General features: G+C 42.9%; 13 protein-coding genes. 3 read left to right on the plus strand and 10 right to left on the minus strand.

Translation table 11 applies throughout. The features are described from left to right. Positions 1 to 24 precede the first annotated feature (24 nt). The 5 genes from HFU86_RS08190 to HFU86_RS08210 form a co-directional block, all read right to left on the minus strand. Positions 25 to 1379, minus strand: a protein-coding gene (locus HFU86_RS08190) for an IS3 family transposase (RefSeq protein ID WP_132497260.1) whose coding sequence is annotated in 2 segments (ribosomal slippage) — positions 25 to 917 and positions 917 to 1379 — 1356 coding nt in all. Because the reading frame shifts where the segments join, the coding sequence is not laid out codon by codon here. Between the two features lie 73 nt (positions 1380 to 1452). Further along, entirely contained in the window at positions 1453 to 2292 is an 840-nt protein-coding gene (locus HFU86_RS08195; protein WP_187129023.1) for a siderophore-interacting protein, read from the minus strand. Between the two features lie 154 nt (positions 2293 to 2446). After that, on the minus strand, positions 2447 to 2626 hold the full coding sequence (locus HFU86_RS08200) for a DUF2474 domain-containing protein (RefSeq protein WP_071992173.1): 180 nt from the start codon (positions 2624 to 2626) through the stop codon (positions 2447 to 2449). Beyond that, positions 2583 to 3593 (minus strand): cytochrome d ubiquinol oxidase subunit II, encoded by a 1011-nt coding sequence (gene cydB, locus HFU86_RS08205; RefSeq protein WP_036954711.1) that lies wholly within the window; start codon positions 3591 to 3593, stop codon positions 2583 to 2585. Before cydB ends, HFU86_RS08200 begins: the two co-directional genes overlap by 44 nt. Next, positions 3583 to 4920, minus strand: coding sequence for a cytochrome ubiquinol oxidase subunit I (locus HFU86_RS08210; RefSeq protein ID WP_187129024.1), 1338 nt, complete (start codon positions 4918 to 4920; stop codon positions 3583 to 3585). The genes cydB and HFU86_RS08210 overlap by 11 nt, the downstream gene beginning before the upstream one ends. Before the next feature lie 244 nt (positions 4921 to 5164). Between HFU86_RS08210 and HFU86_RS08215 the strand changes: the two genes are divergently transcribed. Then, positions 5165 to 6583 (plus strand): aminotransferase-like domain-containing protein, encoded by a 1419-nt coding sequence (locus HFU86_RS08215; protein WP_132495012.1) that lies wholly within the window; start codon positions 5165 to 5167, stop codon positions 6581 to 6583. A gap of 46 nt (positions 6584 to 6629) precedes the next feature. On the opposite strand, the gene HFU86_RS08220 is transcribed toward HFU86_RS08215, so the two are convergent. Beyond that, positions 6630 to 7241, minus strand: a complete 612-nt coding sequence (locus HFU86_RS08220; RefSeq protein ID WP_132495014.1) for a LysE family translocator — start codon at positions 7239 to 7241, stop codon at positions 6630 to 6632. A gap of 151 nt (positions 7242 to 7392) precedes the next feature. Here HFU86_RS08220 and HFU86_RS08225 point away from each other — a divergent pair, with 151 nt between their 5' ends. Next, positions 7393 to 7917: an Lrp/AsnC family transcriptional regulator gene (locus HFU86_RS08225; RefSeq protein ID WP_051422784.1), complete on the plus strand. Its 525-nt coding sequence runs from the start codon at positions 7393 to 7395 to the stop codon at positions 7915 to 7917. Between the two features lie 132 nt (positions 7918 to 8049). On the opposite strand, the gene HFU86_RS08230 is transcribed toward HFU86_RS08225, so the two are convergent. After that, positions 8050 to 8508: a hypothetical protein gene (locus HFU86_RS08230; protein ID WP_036954698.1), complete on the minus strand. Its 459-nt coding sequence runs from the start codon at positions 8506 to 8508 to the stop codon at positions 8050 to 8052. A gap of 294 nt (positions 8509 to 8802) precedes the next feature. On the opposite strand from HFU86_RS08230, the gene HFU86_RS08235 reads away from it, so the two are divergent. Beyond that, positions 8803 to 9795 carry a hypothetical protein gene (locus HFU86_RS08235; protein ID WP_187129025.1) on the plus strand — a complete coding sequence of 331 codons (993 nt, stop codon included), beginning with the start codon at positions 8803 to 8805 and terminating at the stop codon, positions 9793 to 9795. Between the two features lie 89 nt (positions 9796 to 9884). Here HFU86_RS08235 and HFU86_RS08240 read toward each other — a convergent pair whose 3' ends face one another. The 3 genes from HFU86_RS08240 to HFU86_RS08250 are packed head-to-tail and all read right to left on the minus strand — an operon-like array spanning position 9885 to position 14460. Then, on the minus strand, positions 9885 to 11120 hold the full coding sequence (locus tag HFU86_RS08240) for a c-type cytochrome (protein ID WP_187129026.1): 1236 nt from the start codon (positions 11118 to 11120) through the stop codon (positions 9885 to 9887). Next, positions 11117 to 11668 carry a (2Fe-2S)-binding protein gene (locus tag HFU86_RS08245; RefSeq protein ID WP_036954690.1) on the minus strand — a complete coding sequence of 184 codons (552 nt, stop codon included), beginning with the start codon at positions 11666 to 11668 and terminating at the stop codon, positions 11117 to 11119. The genes HFU86_RS08240 and HFU86_RS08245 overlap by 4 nt, the downstream gene beginning before the upstream one ends. After that, positions 11665 to 14460 (minus strand): xanthine dehydrogenase family protein molybdopterin-binding subunit, encoded by a 2796-nt coding sequence (locus tag HFU86_RS08250; protein ID WP_132495022.1) that lies wholly within the window; start codon positions 14458 to 14460, stop codon positions 11665 to 11667. Before HFU86_RS08250 ends, HFU86_RS08245 begins: the two co-directional genes overlap by 4 nt. Between the last annotated feature and the right edge of the window lie 310 nt (positions 14461 to 14770).

The raw sequence follows: 14770 nt of genomic DNA on the forward strand, positions 1-14770 counted from the left end.
ACCCCATATATTGGATATATTTATTTAATTGGCAGTCGATTTGGTCTGAGCTCGATATTGCACAGGGCTCAGACCATTTAATTTGGTTTTGATTCTTTCGTTGTTGTAATAATGTATATATTCATCTATTGCCACTTTAAGTTCATCTATGCTTTCATACTCTTCATGATACCAACATTCTGTCTTCAAAAGACCAAAAAAATTCTCTATCACGGCATTATCCAGACAGTTCCCTTTACGCGACATGCTTTGCGTTATGCCTTTAGCTTTCAGCGTATTTTGATAACTCGCCATCTGATATTGCCACCCTTGATCTGAATGTAAAATGGGCTTATCGACAGGAGATAGTTTTTGAAAGGCATCTATCAGCATATTTTTCACTAAGTCTCCAGGCCGTGTTGCCATCTTCCAAGATATTATCTCACTGTTAAAAAGATCTAGCACTGGCGAAAGATATAATCTCGACCCTTTAACCTTAAACTCTGTAACATCTGTGACCCATTTCTGATTTGGCGCATTTGCCTTAAAATCTCGGTCTAAAATGTTTGGAAACACTTTACCATAAACACCTTTAAATGATTGATATTTCTTGACTCTTAGGCGTGATGCTAACCCCATGTTACACATTAGCTTTCGGACTGTTTTATGATTTATAAAGTAACCTTCATTTCTCAAAGCCAGAGTTATACGTCTGTAACCATAGCGACCTTTATGGTGATGAAATAATGAAATTATTCTTCGTCGTTCACTCTTGTAGCGAACTCCTTTCGTACTTGATTTTGTGTGCCAGTAATATGTGCTACGAGCCAGTCCTGCTATATTCAGTAGCATTTTCAGTTTATGATGGTGCCTTAATTCAGTGATTATGACTGCTTTGTCTTCTGCTTTTCCCGAATCAAGGCTTGGAGCTTTTTTAGGTAAGCATTCTCAGCACGTAGATATTCAAGCTCTTCTTCAACATCTTTGAATTTAGGAAGAGAATTGGACGTTTCTTTATTTAAAGCGTTATATTTATCTAACTTCATCAAACTATCTCTGCGTTTATCTCTTAGTGCGATGATACCACCTTCATTGTAGAGCCCTTCCCACTTGCTAACAGTGCTAGCTGCTGAGATACGAAAATGCGCTGCAGCTTTGCGAGATGATAGATTATGTTCTTTCATCCAAAGAACAACTGATTTTTTAAACTCTGCAGTGTAAGTTTTAGTCCTAATGGCAAAGCCTTCTTCTCCACTAACTTTCCAATGTTCAGTCCAAAGCCGAACTGCTCCGCGGTCAATGTTAAATAATTTGGCTGTTCTTTGAGCGCCATCGCCACTGTTTATATAGTGCAAAGCAACTTTCTTTTTAAATTCAACCGAATATTTTTTTCTTCCCATTTAAAGATAAAACCCCTAATAGTTGATTGTCCAACTTTCGGGGTTCACTTCAGATTAGGGGCAGTTTTTTTAATTAGTCGTCGGGGTTATCCATGACGGCATGACGTTCATGATGATAACCCTCCTCATCATAGCCATATCGCCAGTAAGGAATCGCGTAGATATCATCGCGACCAAAACCTTTTTCACGTCGAATAAAGCGGCGTAATTCACGGATAATTTGGTCTTCACCAGCAATCCAGAAGCCCACATCGGATTCTGGAATATCCCACGATTTGAATGTATTAATCAGATTGGTAGTCTGACTAATATCTCCACAAATCCAATCAATTTCGATGCCAGCTGGCTTGATTAACTCGCGAATATCCGTTTGATGGTCAAGGCGTAAAACGACACGCCCTGTCGCGGTAGCTGGCATTTTTTCCAATAACGCCGCAATAGCAGGCAAAGAACTAGAATCACCTGCCATAAAGTAATGTGCGCGGATAGGTAGTAGTGGATCTGGACCACCAGGGTTGGTGATCCCCAGCCAATAACCCGGTTTTGCATCACGAGCAAACAGATAAGCCGGACCTGTTACTCCTTCGTGCATGGCAAACTCAATATCGATTTCGTTGAGCTCCGGGCGAATAGCGCGAACGGTGTAAGTGCGTACAAAAGGACGCGGTTTATCTTCTGGCCAGCTACGTCCTTTTTCAGTGAGAAAAGGAAGCGCGGGTTGGCTTTGATGGTCAGGGGCAATAAAAATTTTGAGATGACCACCTTCACACGCCGTTGGGTAATTGGCTAATTTTTCACCCGTAAATGTGATGCTGCGAATAGAAGGGCTGATATCGACAATGGATTTAACTTGAATGAGTTGTGGGGGCGCTGGGCGGTAAATATTTTTTTCAACAGTCTGTTCACTAGCCACTAACCGTCTCCTTTCTTAATGATAATATTATTATATGTTAATTATTATCATTATCATATCATGAATGTTTATAGGAAAACTATTCAAAAGATGCAGGATTATTGAGCGTCTAATTATAAATATGCCGCAGCATTTTAATGCTGCGGCAACGAGTTTACTTCACTTTCATGCCGGCGGCAGTCATCAACAATCTAAATAAGGAAGAAAAGGCGAATAGTGCCAATACGCTTCCTAACCAAATTGCCGCCATCCAGCCGAGTTTCTTCCACCAAGGTGAGCGGAGAGTTGTATCAGTGATAGCCTTGGTCTGGGGTAATTTTTCCTCTGAAGACATAGTAACTCCAATAGGTGTAAACCAAAATAACAGGGATGATGAACAGGGCGCCAACAAGCATAAAGCCTAAGCTTTCTGAAGGACCGGCCGCATCGCGGAAGGTAATTGCTGGCGGAATTAAACTTGGCCAAACGCTGATGCCTAATCCTGTAAATCCTAAGAAAATCAGCATGAGTGCAGCAAGAAATGGCACGCTATCGTAACGTTGGCGTTTGGCACTTTTTAAAATCAGCCATACACAGCCAAGCACTAATAGAGGAACGGGTAAAAAGAAAAACAGGTTTGGCAAGCTAAACCAGCGTTCATAAACGGCGTCATTTAACATTGGCGTCCATAAACTGATAACGCCAATCACTGCTAACATGACCAGTGTTAATGGGGTTAACACGCGATACATGGTTTTGCGTAGGTGTCCTTCTGTTTTCATGATCAGCCAACCACATGCCAGTAAGGCATAAGCGATGACTAAACCGAATCCACAAAATAGAGGGAAAGGTGCGAACCAGTCAAAATAGCCGCCCATATACACGCGGTTTTCAACGTGGAAGCCTTGAATAAACGCGCCAATCACAATCCCTTGGGAGAATGTGGTAAGAATCGAGCCCCAAATAAAGGCGTGATCCCAGCGGCGGCGATGAGATTCATCGGCGCGGAAGCGAAACTCAAAGGCGACCCCGCGAAAAATCAATGCCAGTAACATAAAGGTTAGTGGAATAGATAGCGCATCTAAAACAATGGCATAGGCTAATGGGAATGCCCCAAATAGCGCCGCACCACCAAGCACTAACCACGTTTCATTACCATCCCAAACAGGCGCCACACTGTTCATCATCAAATCTCGGTCTTGGCTCTCTTTTAAGGCTGGGTACAAAATACCAATACCTAAGTCAAAACCGTCCATCACGATATACATCAACATACTGAAGACGATGATGACAAACCAAATTAGTGGTAAATCAATGCCCATGAGTTGCCTCCTCGGAGATACCTTTACGAATTAATTTCATCATGTACATGTAGCCAATCCCAAATACGCCGCCGTACACCACAAAGAAGGCTAGCAAGCTCACGCTCATGTGCATTTCACCATGGGCGCTCACGGCATCTGCGGTACGTTGTAACCCGTATACAACCCAAGGCTGACGACCGATTTCGGTGGTAAACCAACCGGCTAAGATGGCGATTAAACCTGATGGCGCCATGACGAACATAAAACGCAGGAACAGTTTGGATTCATACAGTTTTTTACGCGAACGCAGCCATAATCCCCAAATACCAGCGGCAATCATTAACATGCCTAAGCCCACCATTACGCGGAATGACCAGAACACCATAAACACATTCGGTCTATCTTCAGGTGGAAACTCTTTTAGTGCTGGAACCTGTTTGGTGGTGCTGTGTGTCAAAATCAGGCTCGCCATGTAGGGAATTTCAATGGCATATTCGGTTTTTTCTTTTTCCATATTAGGAATGCCGAAAAGGATCAGCGGGGTGGCTTCGCCGGGTTTATTTTCCCAGTGACCTTCCATTGCCGCGACTTTAACAGGCTGATGTTTTAGGGTATTTAACCCGTGAGCATCGCCGATAAAAGCTTGGACTGGCGCTAAAATCAGGATCAACCACAAGGACATGGAGAACATTTTCTTCATGGCGGAGGATTTATTGCCTTTAAGTAAATGCCATGCGCCGGATGCACCAATAAAAAATGCCGCTGCCAAGAATGCCGCAGTGGTCATATGGAGTAAGCGGTATGGGAATGATGGGTTAAAGATTACCGCTAACCAATCGACAGGGACAATTCGCCCATCGATAATTTCAAAACCTTGAGGCGTTTGCATAAAGCTATTGGATGCAAGGATCCAGAAGGTTGAAATGATGGTACCGAGTGCAACCATGCAAGTCGCAAAGTAGTGAAGCTTTTCGCCCACGCGATTCATACCAAATAGCATGACACCGAGGAAGCCAGCTTCTAAGAAGAAGGCGGTGAGCACTTCATAGGTTAAGAGTGGGCCGGTGATGCCACCTGCAAAATCTGAGAAGAAACTCCAGTTAGTTCCAAATTGGTATGCCATCACCAATCCAGAAACGACCCCCATACCGAAATTAACGGCAAACACTTTTGACCAAAAATGGAACAGCTTTATATAGTCAGTATCGCGGGTTTTGAGCCATAAACCTTCGAGTACTGCCAAAAAACTGGCAAGCCCGATGGTGATGGCAGGGAAGATAATATGGAACGATACCGTAAACGCGAATTGAATACGGGCAAGCTCCAGCGCAGTTAGTCCAAACATATTGACCCCTGAATGGAATTGATTTCGACACGCCACATTTCCAGCCATTGCGAAGCAATTGTGGGCTGTTCCTTAGCAATAAATAATTGATTTCGCTGGATTGTTAACACTCATAAATCCAACTAAAAATGTTTTGTGGTTATAGTTAAAAAAAGTCAGGTGAATGTGTGGATAAGTAGAACATGAGACGATAAACTATAATAGTAACAATTTTTAGCAAATCACCTATAACAGTGAGGCGGGAATGACGAGATACGAACAGCTAGCAGCACAAATTCGTCAACAGATTGAAGATAATATTTGGCAAGTAGGTGACAGGCTACCTTCACTGAGAGAGAGCGTTAAGCAATCGGGTTTAAGCTTAATGACGGTGGTACAAGCTTATCAATTACTGGAAAGTCAGGGGTGGGTCGCTGCGCGCCCGCAATCTGGCTATTATGTTGCAAATCGCAATAATGCATTTGCCGCCGCAAAAGGGGGAAAAGGACTCCATCTAAATGAAAATGTGGAGATTAACGCCTCTATTTTCGGTGTACTACAAGCGTGCAAAGACCCAGATATTATCCCATTTGGCTCTGCTTTCCCAGAGCCCGCTTTACTGGATGACCCAAAACTAGCCAAGTCTCTCGCGTCGGTGGCGCGTCGTTTATCGAAAACTAATACGACCACCAACTTACCGCCGGGGAATGAACAGCTACGCCGCAATATTGCCCAGCGCTATGCAACGCAAGGGATCCACGTCGCCCCTGATGAAATTGTGATCACGGCAGGCGCGATGGAATCATTGGTGCTGAGCTTACAAGCGGTTACTCAACCGGGTGATTGGGTAGTCATTGAATCCCCTGCATTTTATGGTTCCTTGCAGGCGATAGAGCGCTTAAAACTTAAAGCGATTGCCATCAAAACTGACCCATTATTTGGCATTGATCTTGATGCGTTAGAGGACATCGCGGATAAATACCCGATCAAAGCTTGCTGGTTGATGACACACTACCAAAACCCGTTAGGCGGCACGATGCCTCCAGCTAATAAAAAGCGGTTAGTGAATATTTTGAACAATCATAAAATTGTGTTGATCGAAGATGATGTGTATGGCGAGCTTTATTTTGGTACTCAGCAACCTATTCCTGCAAAATCACTTGATTCACAAGGAAACTTTTTCCACTGTTCATCATTTTCGAAATGTTTAGCGCCGGGGTACCGTGTTGGGTGGGTAGCAGCAGGGCATCACGCGAGCAAAATTCAGCATTTGCAGATGATGAGCACCGTTTCGGCTAGTGTGCCAACCCAACTGGCGATCGCGGAATACTTATCTCAAGGGGGGTATGATAGTCATCTGCGTAAGCTTCGCCAAACGATGGAACAGCGGCAACATTTAATGCTAAGTGCAATCGCGAAATATATGCCGTCCACGGTTAAAGTGAATACCCCAAAAGGGGGCTATTTTTTATGGTTGGAATTTGAACCGCCATTTAATGCCATCCAGCTGTATCAATTGGCGTTGAAGGAAGGAATTAGCATAGCGCCGGGGAGCATGTTTTCTACCAGCGATCAATTCAATCATGCATTTCGCTTAAATGCGTCATTTGCATGGAATGACAGGCTTGAACAGGCGATGCAAATTTTAGGGCGTTTATGCCATCGATTAACAGGGCTTAAATAGGGAAAATAGGGTGAGCGTGGAGGTCGCGCTTACCCTTAAGAGTTGCTTAGCTACTTGCAAGTCCGATAGCTGCAAAGGTTAACATTCCACCAGCAACACCTTCGGTAATGCGACGTTTTTTATCGTTATATTGTTGGCGATTATGCATTGATGCGAATATCATGCCGATGGCACCATAAATAATGATGCATGATGTGATGAAAGTCGCTGATAATATTAAAGATTGTATTGCAACACTTTCGGAAACATGGATAAAATTAGGCAGAATAGCGAAATAAACTAGTAACCCCTTAGGGTTAAGGAAGCTAGTGAGAAAAGCTTTGCCAATCACAGCTTGTGTGGAAACGGTATTAATTTGAATCTTTCTCGATTTCATGGCCGATAACAGCATACGGACAGCTAAGTAAGCAACATAGGCGACCCCCACCCATTTGATGGTTTGGAAGATAATTGGTGAAGTTGCAACAATAGCCGCGAGCCCAAGAGCGGCTAAAATGGCATGGGCTACATAGCCGAGAATAATACCCAAATTGGCTTTCCATGCAGCAGAGATTCCGCCTGATAACCCTTGTGATGAGATAAATAAAATATCGGGACCTGGTGTACAAATCAAAGGAATGACAGTTGCACTAAACAGCAATAACGTTTGTAGATCCATCCAAACACCTCTAATTTATTATTATTTTCTTATGAAGAGAACAAAGTTTGGTTATTATAGCTATTTCCCGTTGAAATTTGGTTGTTTTGTTGCTTGTCATGGATGCTTATTTGACATTTAATATCAAAAAATAAAATCAAAAGAGGTTCGAATGCCAAAGAATACTGGCTCGCATTATGCAGAAAAGCATGAGCTGGAACATAGCAGCTCATCCGCCATCAAATTAGATGCGATTGATAAACATATTTTGCAGGTGTTGCAACGAGATGGAAAAATCCAAAATGTTGAACTGGCAAAAGAGGTTGGTTTATCCCCGTCACCTTGCTTAAGGCGCGTTAAGTTGCTGGAAGATGCTGGCGTAATCAAACGTTATGTTGCGGTGTTGGATGGTACAAAGATTGGCGCAGGTTTGTCCCTATTCGCACGCATTTGGTTTAAAACCCAAGATGCGCAAACTATTAATCAATTTGTAGCCGATATTCAGCAAATGCCAGAAGTGGTGGAGTGCCATTTAATGGCGGGTGAATGTGATGCGCTGATCCGTATTGTGACAGAAGATATGGCATCTTATCGTCGTTTTCACGCTGACTATTTGACGCAAATAAGCAGTGTGCAGAGCATCAAAACAGAAGTGCCTATGGAGACCGTCAAAGTCACGTATGCACTTCCTTTATAAGCTTACGAAATCCATCTATTTACCACGCTATACTGCTCAATAATCTCCATCAATATTATTGAGCAGCTTGCTGATTTGTATTGATTACCTTACAAAAGCAGTAATATCGTCGTAAAAATCTCTCCGAGAATATTAATAAGGGCGCTCAGGCAGATCGTAAATATGTTCACTGAGATTATCGACAATGGTGTTCGGTAAACAGTCGATTGAAGCAATCGATTTACCTTTATTGTAAACATCAACTCCACCCGCGCGTTTTGTTCCTAGATAGTCAGAGTGAACGGTATATACGTATGTCCCATTTTTAAAATCTAGCTCCATAATTTGGGCGTGACCTGTATCCGTATCGGCGGCTTGCGTTTTTAATAAATTTTGAGTTAGTTGTTGTGGTGAGCGAACAATTTCAATATCGGGAATATCATCTATTTTTCCAAAAGCATATCGATACTGACCATCAACGTATGTCACGCGAACTTGTTTGTTATTTTTGTTTACACACTGAAAAACAGTAACAGTATAGGCGTCAGCCAGTGCTGGGGCAGACATGAGTACAGGTAATGCTAGTGCTAGTAGTGTACGGCGAAGTTTCATGGGATCCCTACCAAAAAAGAGTTATCAATATTGATATTATCGGCATCGTATTCGGATGCTCTAGAGAGAGTTTAGCATTTAAAATTAAGCTAAATGTATTGATGACTAAAAAGCAGATTATTCCACACGGTATGTTGTCAATATTAGACAAAGTGCACGAATGTAGCAGGTAAATGGCAAAATTTTCTCAGACTTTCGGCAAGGATTAGATTATTGCAATGACGTTTGTTAAATTAGGAGGGTAGTTTCAAAGCACTAGGGTGATAATCGAATAATGATAATACAAGGTGAAATATGCGTGATGGAACTCGTGCTATGCAGGTGAAAAATCGTCATTTACCGAATTGGCAAACATTAAAATTAATATTGAGTTCTTTAATTGTTTTTAATTTTTATTTAAATGTTAATCCAACCGTGAAATCCGATTATTCAATATTGATTGAAATATTTGATTGGGTATTAATTCCGATGTTTGTTTTTATCGCTGCATATTTAAGCAAAGGAATTTTATGGCAAGGTTGGCGTGCCCATTTAATCCCACCTTTAATTATCTATTTCACGTTTCAAACGATAGATGCGATCCCGCTTTATTTTACAAACCGATTAACTATCGCAGAATATTTACTGTTCCCTCAAAATGGTGTTTGGTTTTTCTTAGCGGTACCGATATGGCAAGCCGTTTTTTTATTACTGCCTTCATTTATAAAGAATAATGTCGGGGGAGTGACTGTCACCTTGCTGTTATCCATCATCATTGCGTTTTTCTCCAAGATACACTTATCGGATGTTACTGGTTTTTCGGCGATTATTCAGTATTTTCCATTCTTTGTTATGGCTTACTTTTGTGATGATAAGAAAATAGTTTGGCTCAGAAAAAATGTATTTTTTATCGTATCCGCAGTAATCGCCTTGGTTGTTATTTATATTTATACCCCAGTAGACATTGAATCTGAGCTAATAAAGATTTTAGGGGGAAACCAACTTGCTTATCGTTTCTTTGAGCATGTTTTTACATTTCTAATGGGCGTGTTAATTTCAATTGCAGTGATGTGTATTGCATTATCGACTGAGCGATTTGTGAAAACAGCAAATAACGCATTAGGAGTGTATTTAATTCATCCGATCATCTGTTTCTTACTATTAACTGGGTTAAGTTCATTCCATATTGAAGCGGGTTTACCGCTTTTAATTTTGCTCACGCTCTTCACCATTACGTTAGCGTTATTTCTAGCCAAAAATTCGACCATTCATTGGTTTTTAAACCCTGAATTAAAGTCGAGAAAATAATAGAGAATAGTAAGATTAGAAACGGAAAGGGTTTATAAAATAAGGCTTACCGAATAATCTCGGTAAGCCTTTATTAAGAGTAAAATAACTTATTTACGCAGGGCTTTAACTTGCTCAGGGGTCACATCACCGGCTTGTCCACCCCATTGAACACGCAGGAAGTTGACCAAATCGGCAATTTGCTGGTCGTTAAGCTTGTCGGCGAAACCTGGCATACTTTGCATGTTTTGGTTATTTGGGAACGCTTGCTCCGGCAAACCATCTAATACGGCATTAATAAGATTAGTACTGTCCACATCACGCAAGGTCGAATTACCTTTCATCGCCACTGCCACATTAGGTTTACCGCTGCCATCATAGGAGTGGCAACCAGAGCAACTTTCCAGATAAACCTGTTTACCTGCTGCGTTGCCATCACCCATCTTGAGCGGTAATGTGGCTGGTGGGTTATCACCCATTAGGTAGGTAGCAATGGCCTTGTTATCTTCCGGGGTTAAATGTTGCGTGCTGAGGTAAATAACCGGATGCATATCACTGTAGGCTGAACCTTGCGGCGCTAAGCCAGTCATAAAGAACTGCTGGAGATCTTCTTTTGTCCAACCACGGGCAGCGAGGGCGTCAGGGGTAATGTCAGGGGCAGTGAAACGACCCAATGCACCACCTTTCATATACTTATCTAACTCCATTTCGCCGAGCGCTCCTCTTGGTGTATGACATTCAGAGCAGTGTTCAAGCACATTGACTAAATATTTTCCTCGCTCCCATTCAGGAGAACTGCCTTGGGAGCTATTTGGCAATGGTTTGTCATTGAAAAATAATAGGTTCCAGCCAATCATCGCCATACGCTGGTTTAACGGGAAAGGCAGCGAATTTTCTGGTGGTGCGACATCTACCGCTGGGCGGCTCATTAAATAACTGTAGATAGCATCAGAATCACTGCGAGTTATTCCTTTATAGGAGGTATATGGCATCGCAGGGTAGAGGTTTTTGCTTGGTGGCGAAACACCTTCAGTTAATGCTTTATGGAACTCTTCTTTTGTCCAGCGACCAATCCCATAATCAGCAGAAGGTGTTAAGTTACTGCTATAAATAGTACCAAAGGGGGTATCGAGAGGAAAACCACCCGCTAGAGGTGCGCCATTTGTGCTGGTATGGCATGCCGCACAGTCACCGGCAAGTGTTAAGTAACGACCCCGCTCAATCTCCTCGGCGCTCGCGGTGACTTTTTGTACTGGACCGTCAGGTTTGCGACTCTCATACCAATACAGAATCGCCCAGACGACAATAGCTATCGCTATCAACCATAAAATAATACGTTTGATCATTTTATCGTCTCCTTGATTAGTCCCGGAGTACTCATCACCACATCTCGTACTGCTTCATAATAACGAACATAACCCGTACAGCGGCAAATGTGATTATTTAAAGCTGTTTTGATGGCTTCTTCTAGCTCTTCTTCGGCAATCGGGTTGCGTTGTAATTCCTCAACGAAAATCGTTGCCGCATTGACAAAGCCTGGGGTGCAGTAACCACATTGGAAACTAAAATGGTCGATAAATGCTTCTTGTACAGGAGATAATTTAACGTCACCATTTTCTTCTTTGGTGGCAGCCCCTTCAATGGTACGAATGCTTTTGTTGTTGAAAAAGTGTGCGCCTGTAATGCAGGTGCGAACTTCTTCACTTGTGCCTGATGGGTTATCCAAAATCACCACACATGCGTGGCAAATACCTTGACCACAGCCAAGTCGTGAACCCGTAAGGTCAACATACTCATGAAGAAAATCAATCATCATGAGACCTTCAGGTACATCCATCGGTCCATATTGTTGACCGTTAATGTTGATGGTAAGTGGCAGAAAATTTAGGCTCATGATAATACCTCTAGAATATCGTTAGGGCGAACAGGCAGACTCAAGAAATGGTGCCCCGTTGCATCAGCAATCGCATTGACGATGGAAGAAACGACAGGGATCATAACAACTTCAGCGACCCCTTTTGGTGGGTCGGTATCGGATAACCCCGGCAGGATTTCGCTAGTTTGTTTCCAAACCGCAACATCATTTGCGAGGGGTAAGTGGTAACGGTTAAAGTTCCACGTTCCATTTCCGGGTCCATCTTCGTAGAGAGGTAAATATTCATGGAGCGCGTGACCAATCCCCATCGCTAATCCACCTTGGATTTGCCCTGAAACCAATTGAGGAACAATTAAGTTTCCGCATTCAACGACGGTATGGTGGTCGAGTAATTCGACATGACCGGTGGCCTTATCAATGGCAAGTTCAGATAAGGTAGCGACGGCGCTGTAATAGGTAACGCCAGCATTGTTTCGTTGAGTATCAGGGTAATACGCTTTTTCGCGATGCCATACTTGATAATCTTTGTCTGCAAATCGTAGGGAAAGACCATCAACAGGAAGGCGGCGGGTTTCATCATTAATTTTGAAATCTGCTTCAGCCCATTCCCAGCGGTTAAAGACATGGCAAACTGCGCCAGTTAAACCACCCATCTCAAATGTGCGGTCGATTAAGCGTTGTAAGCTGAGCACTTCTAGTCCATCAGCGGTGAGACCATTGGCAACCCAACGGGCATCCTCACGACGAACCACGAGCGGCGCTGCTTGCCCACCACCAATACCCTCTTGCCAAATTGACATTGCCGCAGGCCACAGACCATATTCAAAGACTAATCGTGCGGCTTCTTCAGTACTGTGGGTGAAATAATAAGCGGAGTTACTGGCGCTGGCTGGGGAGCAGTAATTCGGGGTCCAAAGCGGGTTAGTGGCGAGGCGTTCTTGTTCATCTTGAGCCATGGCAAATGGGTTTCCTGTCGAAATCATCGGCAGAACTGACCAATCCACAACCGAAAAATGAGCTTCTTCCGCAGGCTTACCTAACCATTTGGCACAGACCACGGCTTGGGATGTGGACATCCCGGTACCAATCTCAGCACCACTATGATAAATAGCTATTTTCCCTTCAGGTGTGAGTTCAACGCGCGCAAAAGAGGATTCAGCACCTGTACCGAAGTCTTTTTGAACGCAAGAAATGCCGGTACCAAATAATTTGCCTGCATTTTTAGCTTCAAACTCGGCTTTACGTTTTGCTCTTTCTTTCCACATTGGGTGCTCAGCGCAACGGCTCAGCACTTCATCCGCACGAATTGCGCCGCCAGGGATAGCCCCTTGGGTATTTTTCATTCCTGATTTGATGATGTTTTTCAGGCGAAACTCAATAGGATCGGCTTTGAGTAATTTTGCGGCTTCTTCCATGATCATGTCAGTGGCAGCCATGGCCTGTAACGTACCATAACCACGAGCAGATCCCGCATCGACCGCGCGAGAAGCGATACCCACAGCCGATAAATCACTGCGAGGAATATAGTAGATGGCTTGTGCGCCAGTGGCTGCAACCATCACAACGGAAGGCGTAAAGTTACATCGACCGCCGCCATCCCCAATAAATGAGGCGGAAAGTGCTTCAATTTTATGGGTTTTCTTATTGACGGCGAGGGTGTAATCCATGTCAAACGCATGGCGTTTGATGGTAGATTGGAACTGTTCATAACGGTCGTTGGCTAGGCGGATCGGAACGCCATCACCATACAGAGTTGCCATCGCACCATAATAAGGGAATGGGGTGTGATCTTTCGAGCCATAACCCACCGTAAAGCAAGGGTGTAAGAATATTTGCTTAATTGGGAATTTAGATTTCGCGAGCATTTCTGGCAGTGATGCGGCAACTTCTTGCGGGGACTGTGTTGGGATCACTAAATGGAATGATTGTGTTTTTGCATCATACCAGCCATTGGCGTTATCGGGTTCGAGCGCTGAGGTATCAATAGATTGCGAAAAGTATTTACGCTTGATAACCAGCCAATCTTCCGGCGGATTTTCTAACTGTTTTGCGAGTTCATCCGCATAATACATGCCTTCTTGATCAAGCTTTCCACCTTCACGACCTTCAGGCCAGATTGGGAGATGCTTTTTCATTCCAATCGGGGAGATAGGCATATCTTTCATGCTGGAATATGTATCAGGTGAGAATGGTGTTTCTCCGCCGATACGAACCCCACGATAAGTTCCCCAAGGATCTCGCTGTAATGGTCCCGTATAAGCACCATATTGGATGACATCATCGTGGAATTTGAGTGTCTCTTTAGCGAAGTTAAATTTGGCAAAATCATGATAAATCAGTAATGCGACGGCTTGCCCTAAGTAAGCAGGGGTTTTTCCTGTCGGTAATAGTAAATCTTCACCATAGAACTCAGGGAAGGCGACGCCATCTTTTTCTAAATCACTGGCAGTAACAATACGGTCAGGCATTAAGCCATCATTAAGTCGTTCGAGATTAAAACCTTCGTAGATTTTATCGGCTTGGGTGACGCGTAGAAGAAAGGCGTGTCCTTGTTGTTTGGGCCAGTGAGGGATATCGCGGGCTCGAATATCTCTGGCAAAAACTTTTTCACCTTGCACTTTGGCATAGCCATCAATTCGGAATTTGATTTTTTTATCGACAGGGTTCCAGTCGGGAGCCTGAAGAATTTTTTCCTCGAATAGCACATCAAAAGCTCGGCTATACAAAGGGGCGATATAACAAGAGATCCCCGCAACAACAGCACATTTGATAAAGTGTCTGCGGGATAGTCCGACATGGTTATTGCTCATAATATACCCTTACACTTATTTTCATTGCTTCAATTATTATTTTTTATTTCATTGCTAGTTTCGTGATATAAATATTTATATATCCAATGGTTCTATATCGAAATATGAGTAGAATTGGATGGATAATAAAAATGATGACGATTAGCATAATCTGCATATTATTATTTATAATATAAATTGCAAGTAAGGTTATCAAAGCGTCATTAACTTACATTAACTATGCACCAATTTGATATACTTGAATGTATTTATTGTATTTTTATTGTTTTTAACCTCCGATTTGTTCATGGGTGTTCCTTAAGTTTTATAG

The organism is Providencia sp. JUb39 (assembly GCF_012272845.1).
Lineage (GTDB): Bacteria > Pseudomonadota > Gammaproteobacteria > Enterobacterales > Enterobacteriaceae > Providencia > Providencia lanzhouensis.

Excerpts from the sequence above, each read along its gene's own strand:
- HFU86_RS08200 (WP_071992173.1), bottom strand. The coding sequence starts at position 2,626 with ATGTCTTCAGAGGAAAAATTACCCCAGACCAAGGCTATCACTGATACA.
- cydB (WP_036954711.1), bottom strand. The coding sequence starts at position 3,593 with ATGGGCATTGATTTACCACTAATTTGGTTTGTCATCATCGTCTTCAGT.
- HFU86_RS08210 (WP_187129024.1), bottom strand. The coding sequence starts at position 4,920 with ATGTTTGGACTAACTGCGCTGGAGCTTGCCCGTATTCAATTCGCGTTT.
- HFU86_RS08215 (WP_132495012.1), top strand. The coding sequence starts at position 5,165 with ATGACGAGATACGAACAGCTAGCAGCACAAATTCGTCAACAGATTGAA.
- HFU86_RS08220 (WP_132495014.1), bottom strand. The coding sequence starts at position 7,241 with ATGGATCTACAAACGTTATTGCTGTTTAGTGCAACTGTCATTCCTTTG.
- HFU86_RS08225 (WP_051422784.1), top strand. The coding sequence starts at position 7,393 with ATGCCAAAGAATACTGGCTCGCATTATGCAGAAAAGCATGAGCTGGAA.
- HFU86_RS08230 (WP_036954698.1), bottom strand. The coding sequence starts at position 8,508 with ATGAAACTTCGCCGTACACTACTAGCACTAGCATTACCTGTACTCATG.
- HFU86_RS08235 (WP_187129025.1), top strand. The coding sequence starts at position 8,803 with ATGCGTGATGGAACTCGTGCTATGCAGGTGAAAAATCGTCATTTACCG.
- HFU86_RS08240 (WP_187129026.1), bottom strand. The coding sequence starts at position 11,120 with ATGATCAAACGTATTATTTTATGGTTGATAGCGATAGCTATTGTCGTC.
- HFU86_RS08245 (WP_036954690.1), bottom strand. The coding sequence starts at position 11,668 with ATGAGCCTAAATTTTCTGCCACTTACCATCAACATTAACGGTCAACAA.
- HFU86_RS08250 (WP_132495022.1), bottom strand. The coding sequence starts at position 14,460 with ATGAGCAATAACCATGTCGGACTATCCCGCAGACACTTTATCAAATGT.